Annotated in this window: 14 protein-coding genes and 1 pseudogene; 8 read left to right on the top strand and 7 right to left on the bottom strand. The window is 28.6% G+C overall.

Going from position 1 to position 15,564, the window contains the following annotated elements:
• The 4 genes and pseudogenes from AYC61_RS21220 to AYC61_RS08895 form a co-directional block, all read right to left on the bottom strand.
• Nucleotides 1–178: pseudogene (locus AYC61_RS21220) on the bottom strand (PLP-dependent transferase); the annotation flags it as partial.
• A gap of 345 nt (nt 179–523) precedes the next feature.
• Nucleotides 524–943, bottom strand: a complete 420-nt coding sequence (locus tag AYC61_RS08905; RefSeq protein WP_066500158.1) for an arsenate reductase ArsC — start codon at nt 941–943, stop codon at nt 524–526.
• An 82-nt stretch (nt 944–1,025) separates the two neighbouring features.
• Nucleotides 1,026–2,057, bottom strand: coding sequence for an ACR3 family arsenite efflux transporter (gene arsB, locus AYC61_RS08900; protein WP_066500178.1), 1,032 nt, complete (start codon nt 2,055–2,057; stop codon nt 1,026–1,028).
• Between the two features lie 36 nt (nt 2,058–2,093).
• Nucleotides 2,094–2,474, bottom strand: coding sequence for an ArsR/SmtB family transcription factor (locus tag AYC61_RS08895; protein WP_066500156.1), 381 nt, complete (start codon nt 2,472–2,474; stop codon nt 2,094–2,096).
• Between the two features lie 1,123 nt (nt 2,475–3,597).
• On the opposite strand from AYC61_RS08895, the gene AYC61_RS08890 reads away from it, so the two are divergent.
• Together AYC61_RS08890 and AYC61_RS08885 are read left to right on the top strand one after the other, a co-directional pair.
• The gene (locus AYC61_RS08890) at nt 3,598–4,101 is read left to right on the top strand and encodes a helix-turn-helix domain-containing protein (protein ID WP_066500153.1); all 504 of its coding nucleotides are present in this window, start codon (nt 3,598–3,600) and stop codon (nt 4,099–4,101) included.
• A gap of 15 nt (nt 4,102–4,116) precedes the next feature.
• Nucleotides 4,117–5,106, top strand: a complete 990-nt coding sequence (locus tag AYC61_RS08885; protein WP_242866771.1) for an alpha/beta fold hydrolase — start codon at nt 4,117–4,119, stop codon at nt 5,104–5,106.
• A 384-nt stretch (nt 5,107–5,490) separates the two neighbouring features.
• On the opposite strand, the gene AYC61_RS08880 is transcribed toward AYC61_RS08885, so the two are convergent.
• On the bottom strand, nt 5,491–5,922 hold the full coding sequence (locus tag AYC61_RS08880) for a rhodanese-like domain-containing protein (protein ID WP_066500149.1): 432 nt from the start codon (nt 5,920–5,922) through the stop codon (nt 5,491–5,493).
• A 659-nt stretch (nt 5,923–6,581) separates the two neighbouring features.
• Between AYC61_RS08880 and AYC61_RS08875 the strand changes: the two genes are divergently transcribed.
• Entirely contained in the window at nt 6,582–7,445 is an 864-nt protein-coding gene (locus AYC61_RS08875; RefSeq protein ID WP_066500147.1) for a DMT family transporter, read from the top strand.
• A gap of 37 nt (nt 7,446–7,482) precedes the next feature.
• On the opposite strand, the gene AYC61_RS08870 is transcribed toward AYC61_RS08875, so the two are convergent.
• The gene (locus AYC61_RS08870; RefSeq protein WP_066500138.1) at nt 7,483–9,204 is read right to left on the bottom strand and encodes a sigma-54 interaction domain-containing protein; all 1,722 of its coding nucleotides are present in this window, start codon (nt 9,202–9,204) and stop codon (nt 7,483–7,485) included.
• A gap of 375 nt (nt 9,205–9,579) precedes the next feature.
• On the opposite strand from AYC61_RS08870, the gene AYC61_RS08865 reads away from it, so the two are divergent.
• From AYC61_RS08865 to AYC61_RS08855, 3 genes are read left to right on the top strand one after another with little or no spacing between them, the layout of a single operon-like run.
• Complete coding sequence (locus AYC61_RS08865) at nt 9,580–10,758, top strand: acetyl-CoA C-acetyltransferase (RefSeq protein WP_066500137.1); 1,179 nt, start codon at nt 9,580–9,582, stop codon at nt 10,756–10,758.
• Nucleotides 10,759–10,774: 16 nt separating this feature from the next.
• Nucleotides 10,775–11,437, top strand: a complete 663-nt coding sequence (atoD, locus tag AYC61_RS08860; RefSeq protein WP_082759873.1) for an acetate CoA-transferase subunit alpha — start codon at nt 10,775–10,777, stop codon at nt 11,435–11,437.
• Entirely contained in the window at nt 11,427–12,083 is a 657-nt protein-coding gene (locus AYC61_RS08855) for a CoA transferase subunit B (protein ID WP_066500135.1), read from the top strand. The genes atoD and AYC61_RS08855 overlap by 11 nt, the downstream gene beginning before the upstream one ends.
• Before the next feature lie 153 nt (nt 12,084–12,236).
• Here AYC61_RS08855 and AYC61_RS08850 read toward each other — a convergent pair whose 3' ends face one another.
• Nucleotides 12,237–12,680, bottom strand: a complete 444-nt coding sequence (locus AYC61_RS08850) for a CGGC domain-containing protein (protein ID WP_066500124.1) — start codon at nt 12,678–12,680, stop codon at nt 12,237–12,239.
• A 558-nt stretch (nt 12,681–13,238) separates the two neighbouring features.
• Between AYC61_RS08850 and AYC61_RS08845 the strand changes: the two genes are divergently transcribed.
• A complete protein-coding gene (locus tag AYC61_RS08845; protein WP_066500160.1) occupies nt 13,239–14,762 on the top strand; it encodes a sigma 54-interacting transcriptional regulator in 1,524 nt (507 codons plus the stop codon).
• Between the two features lie 194 nt (nt 14,763–14,956).
• Nucleotides 14,957–15,289, top strand: coding sequence for a YlbF/YmcA family competence regulator (locus AYC61_RS08840; protein ID WP_066500121.1), 333 nt, complete (start codon nt 14,957–14,959; stop codon nt 15,287–15,289).
• Nucleotides 15,290–15,564: the final 275 nt, after the last annotated feature.

Genomic DNA, 15,564 nt, shown 5'->3' with positions numbered 1-15,564 from the left:
ATATATATCCAGGTTCTTCTAATGCGAATCTTTTTCCACCTTGCTCTGCAGAATCAAATACGAATGTAGAAGTTCTGTATACTGGAGTAGCTAATGCTCCAAATTGCTTGTCGCCAATATGTCCACCATGTATAGCTTTAGTAGCAAAACCTTTGTTTTTTAAATATTCCTTGTTCATTTATATCTCTCCTTAAAAATAATTTTATATAATAATAAAAGTTATAATCATTTAATGCTGTATAATAACGCAAGTATTGTGCCAAATCTTTTATCTTATTAAAAAGTGTATTTTTAGACTCTTGTATGCAAATAGAATATAAGATGTAAAATGTTATAACCATATTTAATGGAATAATGTAAATATATCTTTACATTTGTAAAGAAATATTTACATTATTGATTAGTCTTTTTATAATAAAGGTTTAATTGCCACTATGTTTTATCTAATAATTTGATTTTAATAAGTAACGAAATATATCTTTTTCTATTAGTTATATATAATTTCATACTAAAAACATTGATTTTAAATCTCATCTTTATTCAAAAATTCGCCATTTTGAGCTCGTTTGATCAAATCTTCTACTTTCGTTTTTATCAGTTCTCTTGTTTCTCTAAATTTTTCTATCGAACCACCAGAAGGATCTTCTAGACCCCAATCTTCCATATGTCTATTAGAAACAAATGGACAAACAACATTGCAACCCATCGTTATCAAAACATCTAGTTCTGCTGGTATAGCTGAAAGCAACTTTGGTTTATGTCCATTCATATCTACTCCAACCTCTTCCATAACTTGAACTGCTAAAGGTTTTACTTCAGGATACTCCTGTGTCCCAGCTGAATAAACTTCAAATATATTGCTTCCTAATTTCTTTGCCCAACCTTCTGCCATTTGACTTCTGCAAGAATTATGAACGCATACAAAGCCAAGTTTAATTTTCATTGTTTCCCTCCTATTTATTATATATATACTTTATTTTTTTAAATTTTTATGAATTTAATATAGTAATAAAATTTTAGATATATTAATTTTTTGATATGTCAAACCAATATCTCGTTTTGTTTGCAATTTTAACCAAAGTAAGCATTAGTGGTACTTCGACTAATACTCCTACTACTGTTGCTAATGCAGCACCTGACTTTAGCCCAAATAAAGAAATCGCAACAGCAACCGCAAGCTCAAAAAAATTACTCGCACCAATCATTGCTGCTGGAGCAGCTATATCATGATTTAATTTCCATGATTTTGACCAACCATAAGCAATGAAGAAAATTAGAAATGTTTGAATAATAAGTGGTACAGCAATCAATGCAATATGCAGTGGATTATTTATAATATTTTCTCCTTGAAACGAAAAAATAATAATTAACGTTAGTAATAAACCTACTATTGTAATGTTATCAAATTTCTTTAAAAACACATTTTTAAAATATTTTATCCCTTTATTTTTTATTATATATTTTCTTGAAATATATCCTCCTGCTAATGGAATAACAACAAATAATACTACCGAAAGCAGCAATGTATCATATGGTACTGTTACATTACTTACATCAAGTAAAAAAACAACTATTGGAACAAATGCAAAAAGTAGAATTAAATCATTTATTGCTACTTGTACCAACGTATATGCAGGATTTCCCTTTGTTAAGTGACTCCACACAAAAACCATTGCAGTACATGGTGCTGCTCCCAATAAAACTGCCCCTGAAAGATATTCTGTTGCCAGCTGGGTTCCAATCCAATTTATAAATACATATTTGAAGAAAAAAGTCGCTATAAGATACATTGTAAAAGGTTTAACTAGCCAGTTTATAACTAATGTTATACAAAGTCCTTTTGACTTCTTAGTAGCGTTTACAATACTTGAAAAATCAATTTTTAACATCATGGGATAAATCATTAACCAAATGAGTATAGCAACCGGAATTGAAACATGGGCATATTCAAACTTACTTAAAGTTTTAGGTATCAACGGAAACCACTGACCAATCATAACTCCCGCTATAATACATAGTGATACCCACAACGTTAAATAGCGCTCAAATAATCCCATCTCTTCTGATACTTTAATATCATTATTCTTCAATATTTAATCCTCCTTAATAATCTTTAATACCTTGTTCTTATCTTCTCTAATCATTTGGCAGTTCAAGTTACTTGATTTGTATTTTAAATATCTTTTAATATCAGAAATATATACATCTTCAGTTTTGAATTTCTGCCTTAGAAATTTTATTATAAATTCATTTTCTTTTTCAACTGTAGAACTAATCTTATAATGTACCCATTGAGCATCTTTTGATGGACATATAAGATTAACGCTCCTTAGCTTACTTAGATGTCTTGACACATTAGATTGTGTCATTTCTAATATAACCTCGATTTCACAAACACATAACTCTGCATGAATTAATAAATTTAATATTCTTAGCCTATTTTTATCTCCCAACACCTTAAATAATTGAACCATATTGCATTTTCACCTCTATTATATGAGTATATTCGAATGTACTCATATGCTAACAATTTTCAGTTATTATTACAAGTATTAAATCTTTGTTTATTTGTTATATTTTAGGAATGCATTCATTTCTTTACTTAAAAAACTACAACCGTATATTTATCTATAATGTTTGTAGTTTTTTTAACTATAAATTTATTTCATAAACATCATTATATCATCACCTACATTAGTTAATGATCCAATACCAAATTTATCAACTAAAACCTGAACTACATTTGGTGATAAAAATGCTGAAGAATTGATTCTAAATGAATATTTTTTACTCCTAAATGTAATAACGCTAATAAATACTATTACATTTTTTTAGCTCCAGTTTTAAACGCACTTTTTCTTGAAGTAACCTTTTGTATATATATCAATTATATATATTTTTTTGATATAAATTATAATGTATTATAGACCCATTAAAGAAAGTGTCTATCAAATATGGTACAATCAGTTATAAAAAAATCTTTAGATGCTATGAAATAAAATTTAAAGAGGTATAAAATGAAAAAAACACAATATTAATTTTCACAAGAATTCTTTATACACTATTTTTAATTGGAACTATAATTTTACTCTGGATGGTTTATAAAGCTATTGACAGTAGCATTGCTTTCAAATTCGGAATAGGATATATATTCTTTGGTTTTTTTCTACTTCTGTATGTTATTTTTATTACTATTTTAAATTAAAAAAAGTTAAAATGGGTTGAGATAAGAAAAAGGCTATTTAAATTTATTGCTTTCTTTATTTTATTTGGTACTTCGAATTATATTTTTGATTATGTTTTTAGACCTTCAACCTTAGATTTATTTAGAGAATTTTCTTCTTCTTTGGGTTTAGCTTTTGGTATCTCCTTTAATGATGCTATCTTTTTAAAAAAGAAAGAGGATTAAAAATTGTTTTGATGATAAAATGATTGGATAAGAAGATATAATACATTAAGACATAATCTTATAAAAATGCGAAGTACAGATTATTTATATAATCCCAAATGCAGACTCATAAAATGGGTCAATTTTTTACTTGATTAATTCCATTTGTGGTATTATAATTATAAATGGAACTAAAAGGAGGGTATATTATGAAAAATATAAACGAGATAATGTTAAATCCTATCCGGATGAGAATTATCCAGGAACTTGCTTCCAATCAAAGCATTACCGCGACTGAGCTTTGTAAAAAAATCAGTAATGTACCACGAACAACCATGTATCGTCATATAAATATTCTCATTGATAACGATATTCTGTCTGTTGTATCAGAAAAAAAAATTAGAGGAAGTCTTGAAAGAACACTTGCTTTGAACATTCCAAATGTTACAAAACACAACACCATTGAAAACGCTGACCAAAATGCCTTTGGATTTCTAATGTGCAATTACGCAAAATTTCACAATTATTTCAGTGACAAAAACTCTGATCCTGCAAAGGACAAAATTTTTTTGAACAATACTGTGCTGATGATGAACGATACTGAATTCGACCAATTTTTAGCAGAAATACGCGAGATTCTTGTGAAATACAGCTTTGAATCAGCGGAAGGAAGAAAGGTCAGGGATATATCTATAATATCCTCACCTTCATAATAAGGAGTATGTAAAATGACTAAATCAAAAATGAAAAGAGGAAAAAAGATTATGATGATATTCGGTATAATAGTTGCAGCGATTGCAGTTTTCATGTTAATTGGTGCGATTTTACACGCTACATATTTTAAAGGAAAATTAGAACAAATAAAACCTTATGGTCAGCTTGTTGATGTTGACGACGGACAGATGCATGTCTATTCAATGGGCAATGGTGAAAAAACAATTGTATTACTTCCCGGTATGGGTGTTTCTCTTCCATCTGCTGATTTTGCTCCGCTCATGCGTAAACTCAGTGAAAAATATACAGTTGTTTGTGTCGAGTATTTTGGTGTAGGCTTTAGCAGTGAAACTTCAAAGCCACGTACCTGTGAAAATTATGTAAAAGAAACAAGAACAGCACTCAGCCAAGCGGGTTTTAAAGCACCTTATATTTTAATGCCACACTCGATTTCAAGTGTTTACAGTGAATATTACGCTACGAAATATCCCCATGAAGTAGATGCTGTTATCTCTCTTGATGGTACTTCAACTGCTTATTATGAAGAAATGCCGGCTATTTACAAATCAATACTTAAAATTGCAAAATTCCAACAAGCAATAGGTATCACCTCAATTTTATCACCTTTAGCTATAAATAAAAACGATTTATTTTCAAAAGGCTTTACTCAAACTGAAATAAATGATATAACTGTATTTTCAGGTTTTACAATAAATGGTACCGTTTTAAAACAGATGGCAAATTCCTCTGAGTTTATAAAACAAACCATGGACTTGCCATTCCCTGAATCTGTTCCATACTTCAAAATTATTTCCAAGCATACTTACGAAACTCCAAATAAACAGCTTAAAATTACACCTCAAGAATATCAACATAAACATCTTGAACGAATTGGTAAACATGCAAAACATGAAATTCTTGATGGTAATCACTTTATCTATTTAAATAATGTTGACCGAATTGCTGAAATTACGGATGATTTAATACTTAAGACTAATCAATAAGGTTATAAGTATTCCATTATTGTACATTCTTCTTGTTTAATGTATTAATTAGAAAAATTACTTAATTCATAATAACAGAGAATAGCATACTAACGTTTAAATACATAATAATTACGAGGGAGTTGAAATACTCTCTTTTTTTAACGTAATTACAGCACCTCCAAAGCTCAATGAACCCTTGTAGGAAGCCAAGAAACGTTTTAATCTTATGTTAAAATAATTAGCAGAAACGATTGGGCTTAAGCTTTACAATAACAAAGTAAAGAACCAAAATAACCCCTCGGTATAATGCCGTGGGGCTTTTATAGATATCGTTCACTGCTCATAATTTTCTATGGATAATCATAGTTTAATATAACAAACAAGTTAGGTTTACCTATACTATTACTTCTCTACTTCATATGGCCAATCAATTATCCCACCTAAATCATATACTTTTGTATATCCTAAATCAATTAGCTCTAAAGCTGCGTTCTTACTTCTTCTACCACTTCTACAATATACGAAAATTATAGTGTCTTTATCTGTAATCACATTTTCTGCTTCTTTTCTAATATCATCAACAGGTAATAGTATACTATTAGGTATATGTCCTTCATCATACTCTTCTTTTGTTCTTACATCTAGTAAAACAATGCTATCATTTTCATCAAGGATTTCTTTAGCATCTTTTGGGCTTATTTTCTGGTATACACTGTCATTAATACCAACTTGAGATTCTTTTTCTGCATCTTGTAATTCATTATTATTAGTGCAAGCTACCAATGAAAGCATAATAATCATTATTACTAGTAGTTTTAAATATATTTTTTTCATTTGTATCCTCCTTTGAAGTTTAAGAAAATTTTGACATATATTAGATTTATACTAACTTCAACATACATACCCAATAATTTATTATTTCAAACATTTTTAAATTTATACAAAGAATCACTAATTACATTCTAGCAACTGAATCGCTTATTCGTTATAGCATATTTCACAGGTCTATTTGACAAAAATAAAAATTGTCAATCCTCCAAAATTTAATGTATTAAAAAATATAACTAGATAACACTAAATCCAATTACCTATTTTAAACTATAACAGTACAAAAACATTAGAAAAATTTTTCAATTCAAATCAGCCTTTGTTTGCAATTTTTCTATAGTAAATAATTGTTTAAATTCGTTTTAACTCTCTAGTATGTAGCGAGGGAGCCATGCAGGAATCTTTCTCGTCACGGTGGTGTACATGTTTTTTCTGATTAGAAGTGGAAGGAAAAAACATACGCACCAATGTTCCTTAGAAAGAAACCCTGCATGTCTCCTAGTAACTATATTGGTTGCTAGTTAATAGTACATTTAAGTTTAATACCAGACTGGTATTAGATGTGTTTAAAATTGCACCTTTATAGTTTATAAATAAATATTGTATTAAATATACATAAATGTTATCATAATAATATTATGGGATAAGGAGGTTATGGATTTTGTATGGAAAATAAATCAAAGGGAATAGTTCTAATACTTATGTCTGCATTATTCTTTGCTTTAATGGCAGCAACTGTTAAATCTATCCCTAACATACCTGTAACAGAAAAAATATTCTTTAGAAATATTTTTGGCTTTATATTTGCTCTAATTATTGTTAAGAAGAAAGGTAAACCCCTATTAGGAAACAATAAAAGACTATTATTATTCAGAAGTTTTTGCGGACTACTTGGAGTAGCTTGTTATTTTTTGGCATTATCAAAAATTCGATTAGCTGATGCAGTTATACTAAATAAATTTTCACCATTTTTTATATTAATATTATCTTATATTTTTCTAAAGGAAAAAATAAAAAAATTTCAAGTTGTATCATTAATTTTAGCTATACTCGGTGCAGGGTTTGTTATTAAACCTGGATTGAATTTAACTATAATTCCATCACTAATAGCTTTAGCATCAGCCTTATTTGCCGGTTGTGCATACACAGCTATTAGGTATCTAAGACATACAGATGCACCCGAAACTATTGTATTATACTTTACATTTATATCTACAATTTCAATGATACCTTTTATGCTATCTGGTCAATTTGTTATTCCTAATCAGGCTCAAATAACACGCTTAATAAGTTTAGGGATATTTGCAACATCAGCACAATTTCTAATGACTTATGCATATAGATATGCACCAGCAAGTGAATTATCAATATATACATATGCTAACATTGTTTTTTCAAGTATTATTGGTCTTTTGGTATGGAACGAAACATTGGATTTTATGACAGTTATTGGAGCTTTACTAATTATTACATCTGGAATATTGAATTATATTGTAAATAATAATATTAAACTAAAAAAATTACCATAATAATAAAAGGATTAAATCAAATTTAATCCTTTTATTATTATATATTGTACTTCTGTTTTTTTCTAACTAACGTTGATATATCAATTCCTAGCTTTTCAGCAGCTTGTTTAAGTGTTCTAGTACTAGATATCGTTTTCTGTATTATAGATTTCTCGTATGAATCCATCTGTTTCTTGAGTGGTAATGTTTCATTTTCTGATTCTGAAACTATTTTTTGATATTCTAAAGCACTTGTTCTAATTTTATTTGAAACTTGGTCATGAAAAATATTTGAATCTATCTGTGCATGATCTGATGTTATTACAAGCCTCTCTATTAAATTCTTCATTTCTCTTATATTGCCCGGCCATGAATAAACTAAAAATAATTCTAGAAGATCTGGAGAAAAAAAACATGATTTTTTGTATTTGATATTATAATACTCCAAAAAGCTTCTTGCAAGTGCTAGTATATCTTCTCTACGTTCCTTTAAAGATGGGATTCTAATATTAATTACATTTAATCTATAATATAAGTCAACTCTGAAATTTTTTTCTTCGATTAATTTTTCAAGATTAGCATTTGTTGCTGATATAATTCGTGCATTAAACTCAATAGCTTTTGTCCCTCCTAATCTGTGAAATTTCTTATCATTTATAGCATTCAAAAGTTTAACCTGTAATGTATACGGCATGTCTCCTATTTCATCTAAAAACAAAGTCCCATCGTTAGCTTCCTCAAAAAGACCTTTTTTACCACCTTTTTGAGCTCCTGTAAATGCACCCTCTTCATATCCAAAAAGCTCAGATTCTAAGAGATGTTCAGGTATTGCACCACAATTTATTTTAATTAAACTACCTGTGCTGCTTCTATCACTAATTTTATGAATATATGAAGCTATAAAATCTTTACCTACACCTGTTTCTCCTAAAAGTAATACTGTACTATCAACATTCGCAATTTTCTTTATTTTTTTGTAAATAGATTTCATATATTTATTCTCTGAAACAATCTGATCATTTTTATTATAGTTAATTTCAGTATTGATTTTCTTTGCATAACTTAAAGATAACGTCTCATCTTTTGCAATTTCTTTCATTAAGAGATCTAACTCAGATACGTCTCTTACAACAGCAATAGTTCTTTTTAAATTGTTATTTGAATCATAAATAGGAGATCCACTCACAAGACATTTTTGACCTTTGTAATAGTTATTAATTGTTGAAACTGGTGCTTTATTTTCAATGACTTTTCTACAGCATGAATTTGGTAGTATATTCAATCTTCTTAATTCATTCACTTTCTTTCCAATTAATACATCTCTAGAAAGACCAGATAAATTTGCAAAAGAATCATTTACATATAAAGTTTTCCCATCTTCGTCTGTTATATAAATTCCATCTTGTAATTTATTAAACATTTCACTATAAAAATATATTTGTTCGTTTAAGTACTTAATCTGATCAATAAGTTCATACTTTATAGAAAAATCAGCAAAGAAAAAAATAAAATATTTCTTTTCCATTAACTTTATTTCATTCCCTTTAACATAGAAAGTACTATTATTATTCATCATTTCAATAACTTTATAATTTTTAAAAACATATTTGCTAATGTTAGGAAAGAAAGCAGTTAAGTTTTTGTTACTTATATTTTCGTTAGTATCTTCTAAAAAGTGTCTAAAAACATAATTATATTCCTTTATATTATATTCAGTATCCGTTATAACAAAACCTAAATAAATGTTATTAAGATTAGGATGAATTAATGCATCATTCATATCATTTCCTCCCTGCAAATTATGGATATACTTATATATTCTCACATTAATTAGCCTAATGCAAGTAATTATATGCATAAATGCAAATCAAAATCTATTATGCATATGCAATATTGCATATATTTATCTTTTAATTAGTAACTATGAATTAACTATTATTAGTCTATTCCTTCCAAAATGCCTATTTAAAGCTATCTTCTTTCATTTAGATATTTTTGGCATATATTTTGCTGTATCAGTAATAGAAATAAGAAAGAAGTAAACTTTATTATTATTACATATATCGATGCATTGTTAATATTATGAGTAATTTTGCAAACTATAAAAAGTAGTTTTAAACATATTTCTAAAATTTTCTTGTAAGGGGGCGCTTCAATGAGAGAAGTTGTTATTGCATCAGCTGTTAGAACTCCTATTGGAAGTTTTAATGGTGGATTATCAAAGGTATCTGCAGTAAATTTAGGGGTTGTAGCTGCAAAAGAAGCATTAAACAGAGCTGGTATAAAACCTGAAATGGTAGATGAAGTTATTATCGGTAATGTTTTAGGTGCTGGTTTAGGACAAAATGTATCAAGACAGGTAAGTATTCATACCGGAATTCCTAGCGAAGTTCCTGCTATGACAATTAACAAAGTTTGTGGATCTGGTTTAAGAGCAGTAAGTATGGCTGCACAATTTATCATGCTTAATGATGCAGACATCATATTATGTGGAGGAACTGAAAGCATGAGTCAAGCTCCTTATCTCTTGCCTAAAGCAAGATGGGGACTAAGAATGGGAGATGGAAAACTAGTAGACAGCATGGTACATGATGGTTTATTTGATATATTTAACAAATATCACATGGGAATAACAGCTGAAAATATAGCTGAGCAATGGAAAATATCCAGAGAAGAACAAGATAAGTTTGCTGTAGCTAGTCAAAACAAGGCAGAACAAGCTCAGAAAACTGATAGATTCAAAGATGAAATAGTTCCAGTTGCAGTTCCACAAAGAAAAGGAGATCCAATAATTGTTGATACAGATGAATTTCCAAGACATGGTGCTACTATCGAAAAAGTAAGTAAGCTAAGACCGGCATTTAAAAAAGATGGTACTGTAACAGCTGGTAATGCATCAGGAATAAATGATGGTGCAGCTATGCTTATTGTAATGTCTAAAGAAAAGGCTGATGAATTAGGTATAAAACCAATAGCTGTCATTAAAGGATATGCTTCAGCAGGTGTTGATCCAAGCATCATGGGTTATGGACCTGTGCCTTCAACTAAAAAAGCACTCGAAAAAATTAACTGGTCAATAGATGACTTAGATTTGATTGAAGCAAATGAAGCTTTTGCATCGCAATCAATTGCAGTAACTAGAGATTTAGGCTTAAATCCAGAAATAATTAATGTAAACGGTGGTGCTATCGCTTTAGGTCATCCAATAGGATGTTCTGGCGCAAGAATTTTAGTTACATTACTATATGAAATGGATAAACGTAATGCTAAAAAAGGATTAGCAACACTTTGCATTGGTGGCGGAATGGGAACTGCTTTACTCGTTGAAAGATAGATTTGGAGGTGCAACTTTGGATAAGATTATTTCATATGACCAAGCAATAGATAAAATAAAAGATGGTATGACTATTATGATAGGAGGATTTCTCGGAACAGGAAACCCTCATGGATTGATAGATGCTCTAGTTAAAAAAGGTGTTAAGAATTTAACATTAATTGCTAATGATACTGCTTTCCCTGAAATTGGTATTGGTAAATTGATTGTTAATAAGCAAGTAAAAAAAGTAATTGCATCACATATTGGTACTAACAAGGAAACAGGAAGACAAATGTCTGAAGGAGAAACAGAAGTAGTTCTAGTACCTCAAGGTACACTAGCAGAACAAGTAAGAGCTGGTGGAGCTGGTTTAGGTGGTTTTTTAACTCCTACTGGTATTGGAACTATAGTAGAAGAAGGAAAGCAAAAAATTACAATTAATGATAAAGAATATTTGTTAGAACTTCCATTAAAAGCTGATGTAGCATTGGTAGGTGGATCTATTGTAGATAAAAAAGGTAACATTTTCTATAGCAAAACAACACAAAACTTCAATCCATTGATAGCTATGGCAGCAGAAACTGTTATAGTTGAAGCTGAAAAAATAGTTGAAATAGGAGAAATTGACCCTCATTTAGTAATGACTCCTGGTGAGGTTGTTGATCATATTGTAGAGGGGGTAAACAATGAACAGTAAAGAATTCATCGCAAAAAGAGTTGCTAAAGAACTTAATAATGGTGATATAGTTAATCTGGGAATAGGTTTACCTACTATGGTAGCTAATTATGTTCCTGATGATATAGAAGTAACATTTCAATCTGAAAATGGATTTTTAGGATTAGGTCCTGCTCCAGAAGAGGGAAAAGAAGATAAGGATTTAGCTAATGCAGGTGGTCAACCTGTAACTATTTTAACTGGTGGTTGCTATTTCGATAGTGCTACTTCTTTCTCTATTATCAGGGGAGGTCATGTTGATATTACAGTTCTTGGTGCACTTCAAGTTGACCAAGATGGTAACCTTGCTAATTTTATGATTCCTAAGAAACTCATACCGGGTATGGGAGGCGCTATGGACTTAGTAACTGGAGCAAAAAGAGTTATCGTAGCTACTGAGCATTGTACTAAAAAAGGCGCTCCAAAAATATTAAAAGAATGTGTTTATCCGTTAACAGGTGCAAAGGTTGTTGATGCAATTGTAACTGAATTAGCATTTTTATCTGTAACAGATGAAGGCTTAGTACTTAAAGAATTAGCACCTGACGTAACTGTGGAAGAAGTAATTAGTAAGACAGATGCTAATTTAATCATACCTGATGACATAAAATTAATGGATGTTGAATAAAATAATTATTAAATAATCAAAACCTAATACCAGATTTATAAATGTATAATAAAAAACTGGTATTAGGTTCTTTAATTTTTGCTATATACTAAAACACAAGCAACTAACTTTAAAATACCAATAATCATTTAATATTATTGATTATTTTATATATTAATCATATGATTTTTTTATATCATCAGCTTCCTCTATTAAATGTTTTGCAATAGTACCCATGTTCATTTTATTCCAAAATGATAAATTTTTATGTGAATTATAATATTTTAATGGAATTGGATGTGTTCCAATCACGACAGGTATATTATAGTGATTCTCAATAAATTCTTTAAAATGAGTTATTCTAGGACACGGTGGATATCCAACAACCATTCCTGTTGCCAAATGAATTGATTCGGCACCATTATTTATCATTTCTTGAGGTACATATTCTATATTACCTCCAGGGCACCCTCCACAATAAGAATAACCTACAATTTCTAGTTCTTCATCTTTAGGATATACTGAAAAACCCCCTACATGTTCCTTCATTGCTCTAAAACATTTCCCACCACCACAGTTTTGGTAACGACCACAAATAATAATACCAATTTTTTTCATTTAAAAGACCCCTTTATTTTAATTTTAAAACAAAATTAATTTAGTATGATCCTTATTGTAATTTATTGAAATGTAAAATGTATCTAATAATTGTTTTTATATATTGTTTTAACATTCTAAAATTTCTATTGTTTTTACATCAATAATTCTATTTCTTGACATTACATATATTTCTATACTTATATCTATAAATCCTTTTATTGCATCAATTTTCCACAATATTTATTATTAGCATTCTAATATTCCTACTCACTTTGTTCCTAGGAGTAAATTAATAATCTAGCTTTTTACTTTGTTACATATTAAACCTATATCTAATTTATCATATTGTAAAAATATCATAATATGTATATAATATTAATTAAAGTATTAGCATAATAAAGTTGAAAGGATGTTAATGTGAAAAATTTAAAGTCTGAAAATGTACAGATATCTCAAAAACCTAAAAAAATATTAGAGATCAATAATTTAAATAACCATACTAAACTCGAAAAAGAACTACGTCCTACCACTAAAAAATATACTAGACTTGAAGTACTATCAAAAGATAGAATCGGAATGGCTTTAGACATACTACATAAAATATATGAGTTAAATATTAATTTAATTTCTTTAGAAGTATTACCCAAAAATGGACAAATTAAAATTGAAGGTATTCCAGATGAAGCAAAGAAAGCTTTAATATCCTCTCTATACAGTGTAGAAGGTGTAATTGATGTACATGAAATAAATCTTCTCAAAAAAGAACAAAATGAAAAAAACCTTTTAGCAATTATAGATTCTGTAGATGAAGGAATTTTAGCAATAAATAATAAAATGGAAATCGAATTCTTCAATAATTATTGCGAACAAATATTCCACTATAAAAAAGAAGAAGTAATAGGAAAAAACATTAATCATCTTTTTAATATAGACACACCTATGGCTAAATTATTACAAACTGGTGAAAAATATGATAACATTGAAATTAATATAAAAAATAATAGAGGTGAAAGTCATTATCTTACAACAGGCCGACCTATAAAAGACGATTATAACAAAACTATAGGTGTTGTTGCTTCTTTAAAGGATATTAAACAAGCTATAGAAATTGCTAATGTTGTATCTACTATTAAAGAAGGTGCATTTAAGGAGGTCATTGGTAACAGTTTTGCTATGGAAAAATGTAAAAAATTATGTTCATCTGTAGCAAAAAGTAACTCTACAATTCTCTTAAGAGGTGAGAGCGGCACTGGAAAAGAACTTTTAGCAAAAGCTATTAAAAATTTAAGTAATAGGACTGATAAAAACTTTGTTACTATAAATTGTGCTGCACTTCCAGATAACTTAATAGAAAGTGAATTATTTGGTTATGAAAAAGGAAGCTTTACTGGTGCAAATACATCAGGTAAAGATGGATTGTTCAAAGAAGCAGATGAAGGCACCCTGTTTCTAGACGAAATTGGAGAACTATCTATGGTACTTCAAGCAAAACTTTTAAGGGTTCTTCAAGAAGGAGTAATCAGGAAAATCGGAAGTACTAAAGAAGAAAAAGTTGATGTCAGAATAATTGCAGCTACTAATAGAAATTTAGAAAAAATGATTAGAAATGGAGAATTTAGAGAAGATTTATATTATAGACTAAATGTAATTCCTGTGTATATTCCACCATTAAGAGATAGACTTGATGATATTCCAAATTTAGTTACATTTTTTATAGAAAAATTGAATAAAAAGTTAAATAAAAATGTTTCTGGCGCTGAATTAGCTTTTATAAATGCTTTAATGGAATATAACTGGCCCGGTAATATAAGAGAGTTGCAAAATGTTATTGAAAGAGCAATGAATTTATGTTTTGATAATCTATTAAAAACTGAACATCTAATCATAGATTTTCATGGAAAAACAAAAACTTTTTCTTCTAAATTTTCTTTTGATGATGATATTAAACTAAAAGACGTAGTAGAAATTTGTGAAAAAGAAACTATTATTAAAGCGTTGAATAGATATAAAAGCTATCGTAAGGCAGCTAAAGTTTTAGGAGTTTCTCATACTACTATTATTAATAAAGCTAAAAAATATAACATTATTCATATAAACTAATTTCCTTATATACTTTGGTTTTAATTTGATTTATTGTATATAAATATGTAAAGAGCTGTTTAAATATCAGCTCTTTTTGCTATATTAATTTTTTCATATTTTTATATAATACTAGAAAAAATCACGTATACATAGCATTAAGCATATATTGATATGAACTAACTAATTTCAAAATATTTAAAGAGGTGAATAATATGAATTTGGATCAGAGAAAAAAAGAACTCATAAAAGAAATAAAAAGAACTAAAGAATTTATTGAATTTCAAAATTCAAAGGTAAATATAGAAAGATATAAAGATTTAAAATCCGAAATAGAATCACTTCAAAAAAAACGTTTCGAATTATTTTCTACTAATAAACCAAAAAAAGAAAAAGAATATCTAGCTTTAGAAATAGATAAGCAATTCAAAAGTCTTTCCAAAATCCCTGAAGTAAAAAAACTAATTAAGGCTGAAAAAGAATTTCATAATTTTATGTTTAAACTATATAAAGATATAAATCATTCCTTAGATTTGGAACTAAAGTGAAATCGCTTAGATCTATACTAAACATCACAATCAGATAGAAACTCTGTCCAACCTAATTAGAAACCACTTATAAAAGTAGAAATCTTTGCCCTAAAAAATCTGTATAAAATAAGTTTGTATTAATATTTACCATTACTAATGCGTTTATTATTTCATTTCCTATGAGTTATAAGAAATAAATAATTATCCCAGATTATTCATAGAAAATTAAATACTATACTGCATCCTTCTGATTATAAGATATCCATCAAATTCTTGACATACCAACTCGGTAT

Source organism: Abyssisolibacter fermentans (genome assembly GCF_001559865.1).
GTDB classification, from domain to species: Bacteria; Bacillota; Clostridia; order Tissierellales; family MCWD3; genus Abyssisolibacter; species Abyssisolibacter fermentans.
Note: the sequence above shows the minus strand (reverse complement) of the source record. Positions and strands in the feature narration are given on the sequence as shown.

Excerpts from the sequence above, each read along its gene's own strand:
- AYC61_RS08905 (WP_066500158.1), bottom strand. The coding sequence starts at position 943 with ATGAAAATTAAACTTGGCTTTGTATGCGTTCATAATTCTTGCAGAAGT.
- arsB (WP_066500178.1), bottom strand. The coding sequence starts at position 2,057 with ATGGGATTATTTGAGCGCTATTTAACGTTGTGGGTATCACTATGTATT.
- AYC61_RS08895 (WP_066500156.1), bottom strand. The coding sequence starts at position 2,474 with ATGGTTCAATTATTTAAGGTGTTGGGAGATAAAAATAGGCTAAGAATA.
- AYC61_RS08890 (WP_066500153.1), top strand. The coding sequence starts at position 3,598 with ATGAAAAATATAAACGAGATAATGTTAAATCCTATCCGGATGAGAATT.
- AYC61_RS08885 (WP_242866771.1), top strand. The coding sequence starts at position 4,117 with ATGACTAAATCAAAAATGAAAAGAGGAAAAAAGATTATGATGATATTC.
- AYC61_RS08880 (WP_066500149.1), bottom strand. The coding sequence starts at position 5,922 with ATGAAAAAAATATATTTAAAACTACTAGTAATAATGATTATTATGCTT.
- AYC61_RS08875 (WP_066500147.1), top strand. The coding sequence starts at position 6,582 with ATGGAAAATAAATCAAAGGGAATAGTTCTAATACTTATGTCTGCATTA.
- AYC61_RS08870 (WP_066500138.1), bottom strand. The coding sequence starts at position 9,204 with ATGAATGATGCATTAATTCATCCTAATCTTAATAACATTTATTTAGGT.
- AYC61_RS08865 (WP_066500137.1), top strand. The coding sequence starts at position 9,580 with ATGAGAGAAGTTGTTATTGCATCAGCTGTTAGAACTCCTATTGGAAGT.
- AYC61_RS08855 (WP_066500135.1), top strand. The coding sequence starts at position 11,427 with ATGAACAGTAAAGAATTCATCGCAAAAAGAGTTGCTAAAGAACTTAAT.
- AYC61_RS08850 (WP_066500124.1), bottom strand. The coding sequence starts at position 12,680 with ATGAAAAAAATTGGTATTATTATTTGTGGTCGTTACCAAAACTGTGGT.
- AYC61_RS08845 (WP_066500160.1), top strand. The coding sequence starts at position 13,239 with ATGGCTTTAGACATACTACATAAAATATATGAGTTAAATATTAATTTA.
- AYC61_RS08840 (WP_066500121.1), top strand. The coding sequence starts at position 14,957 with ATGAATTTGGATCAGAGAAAAAAAGAACTCATAAAAGAAATAAAAAGA.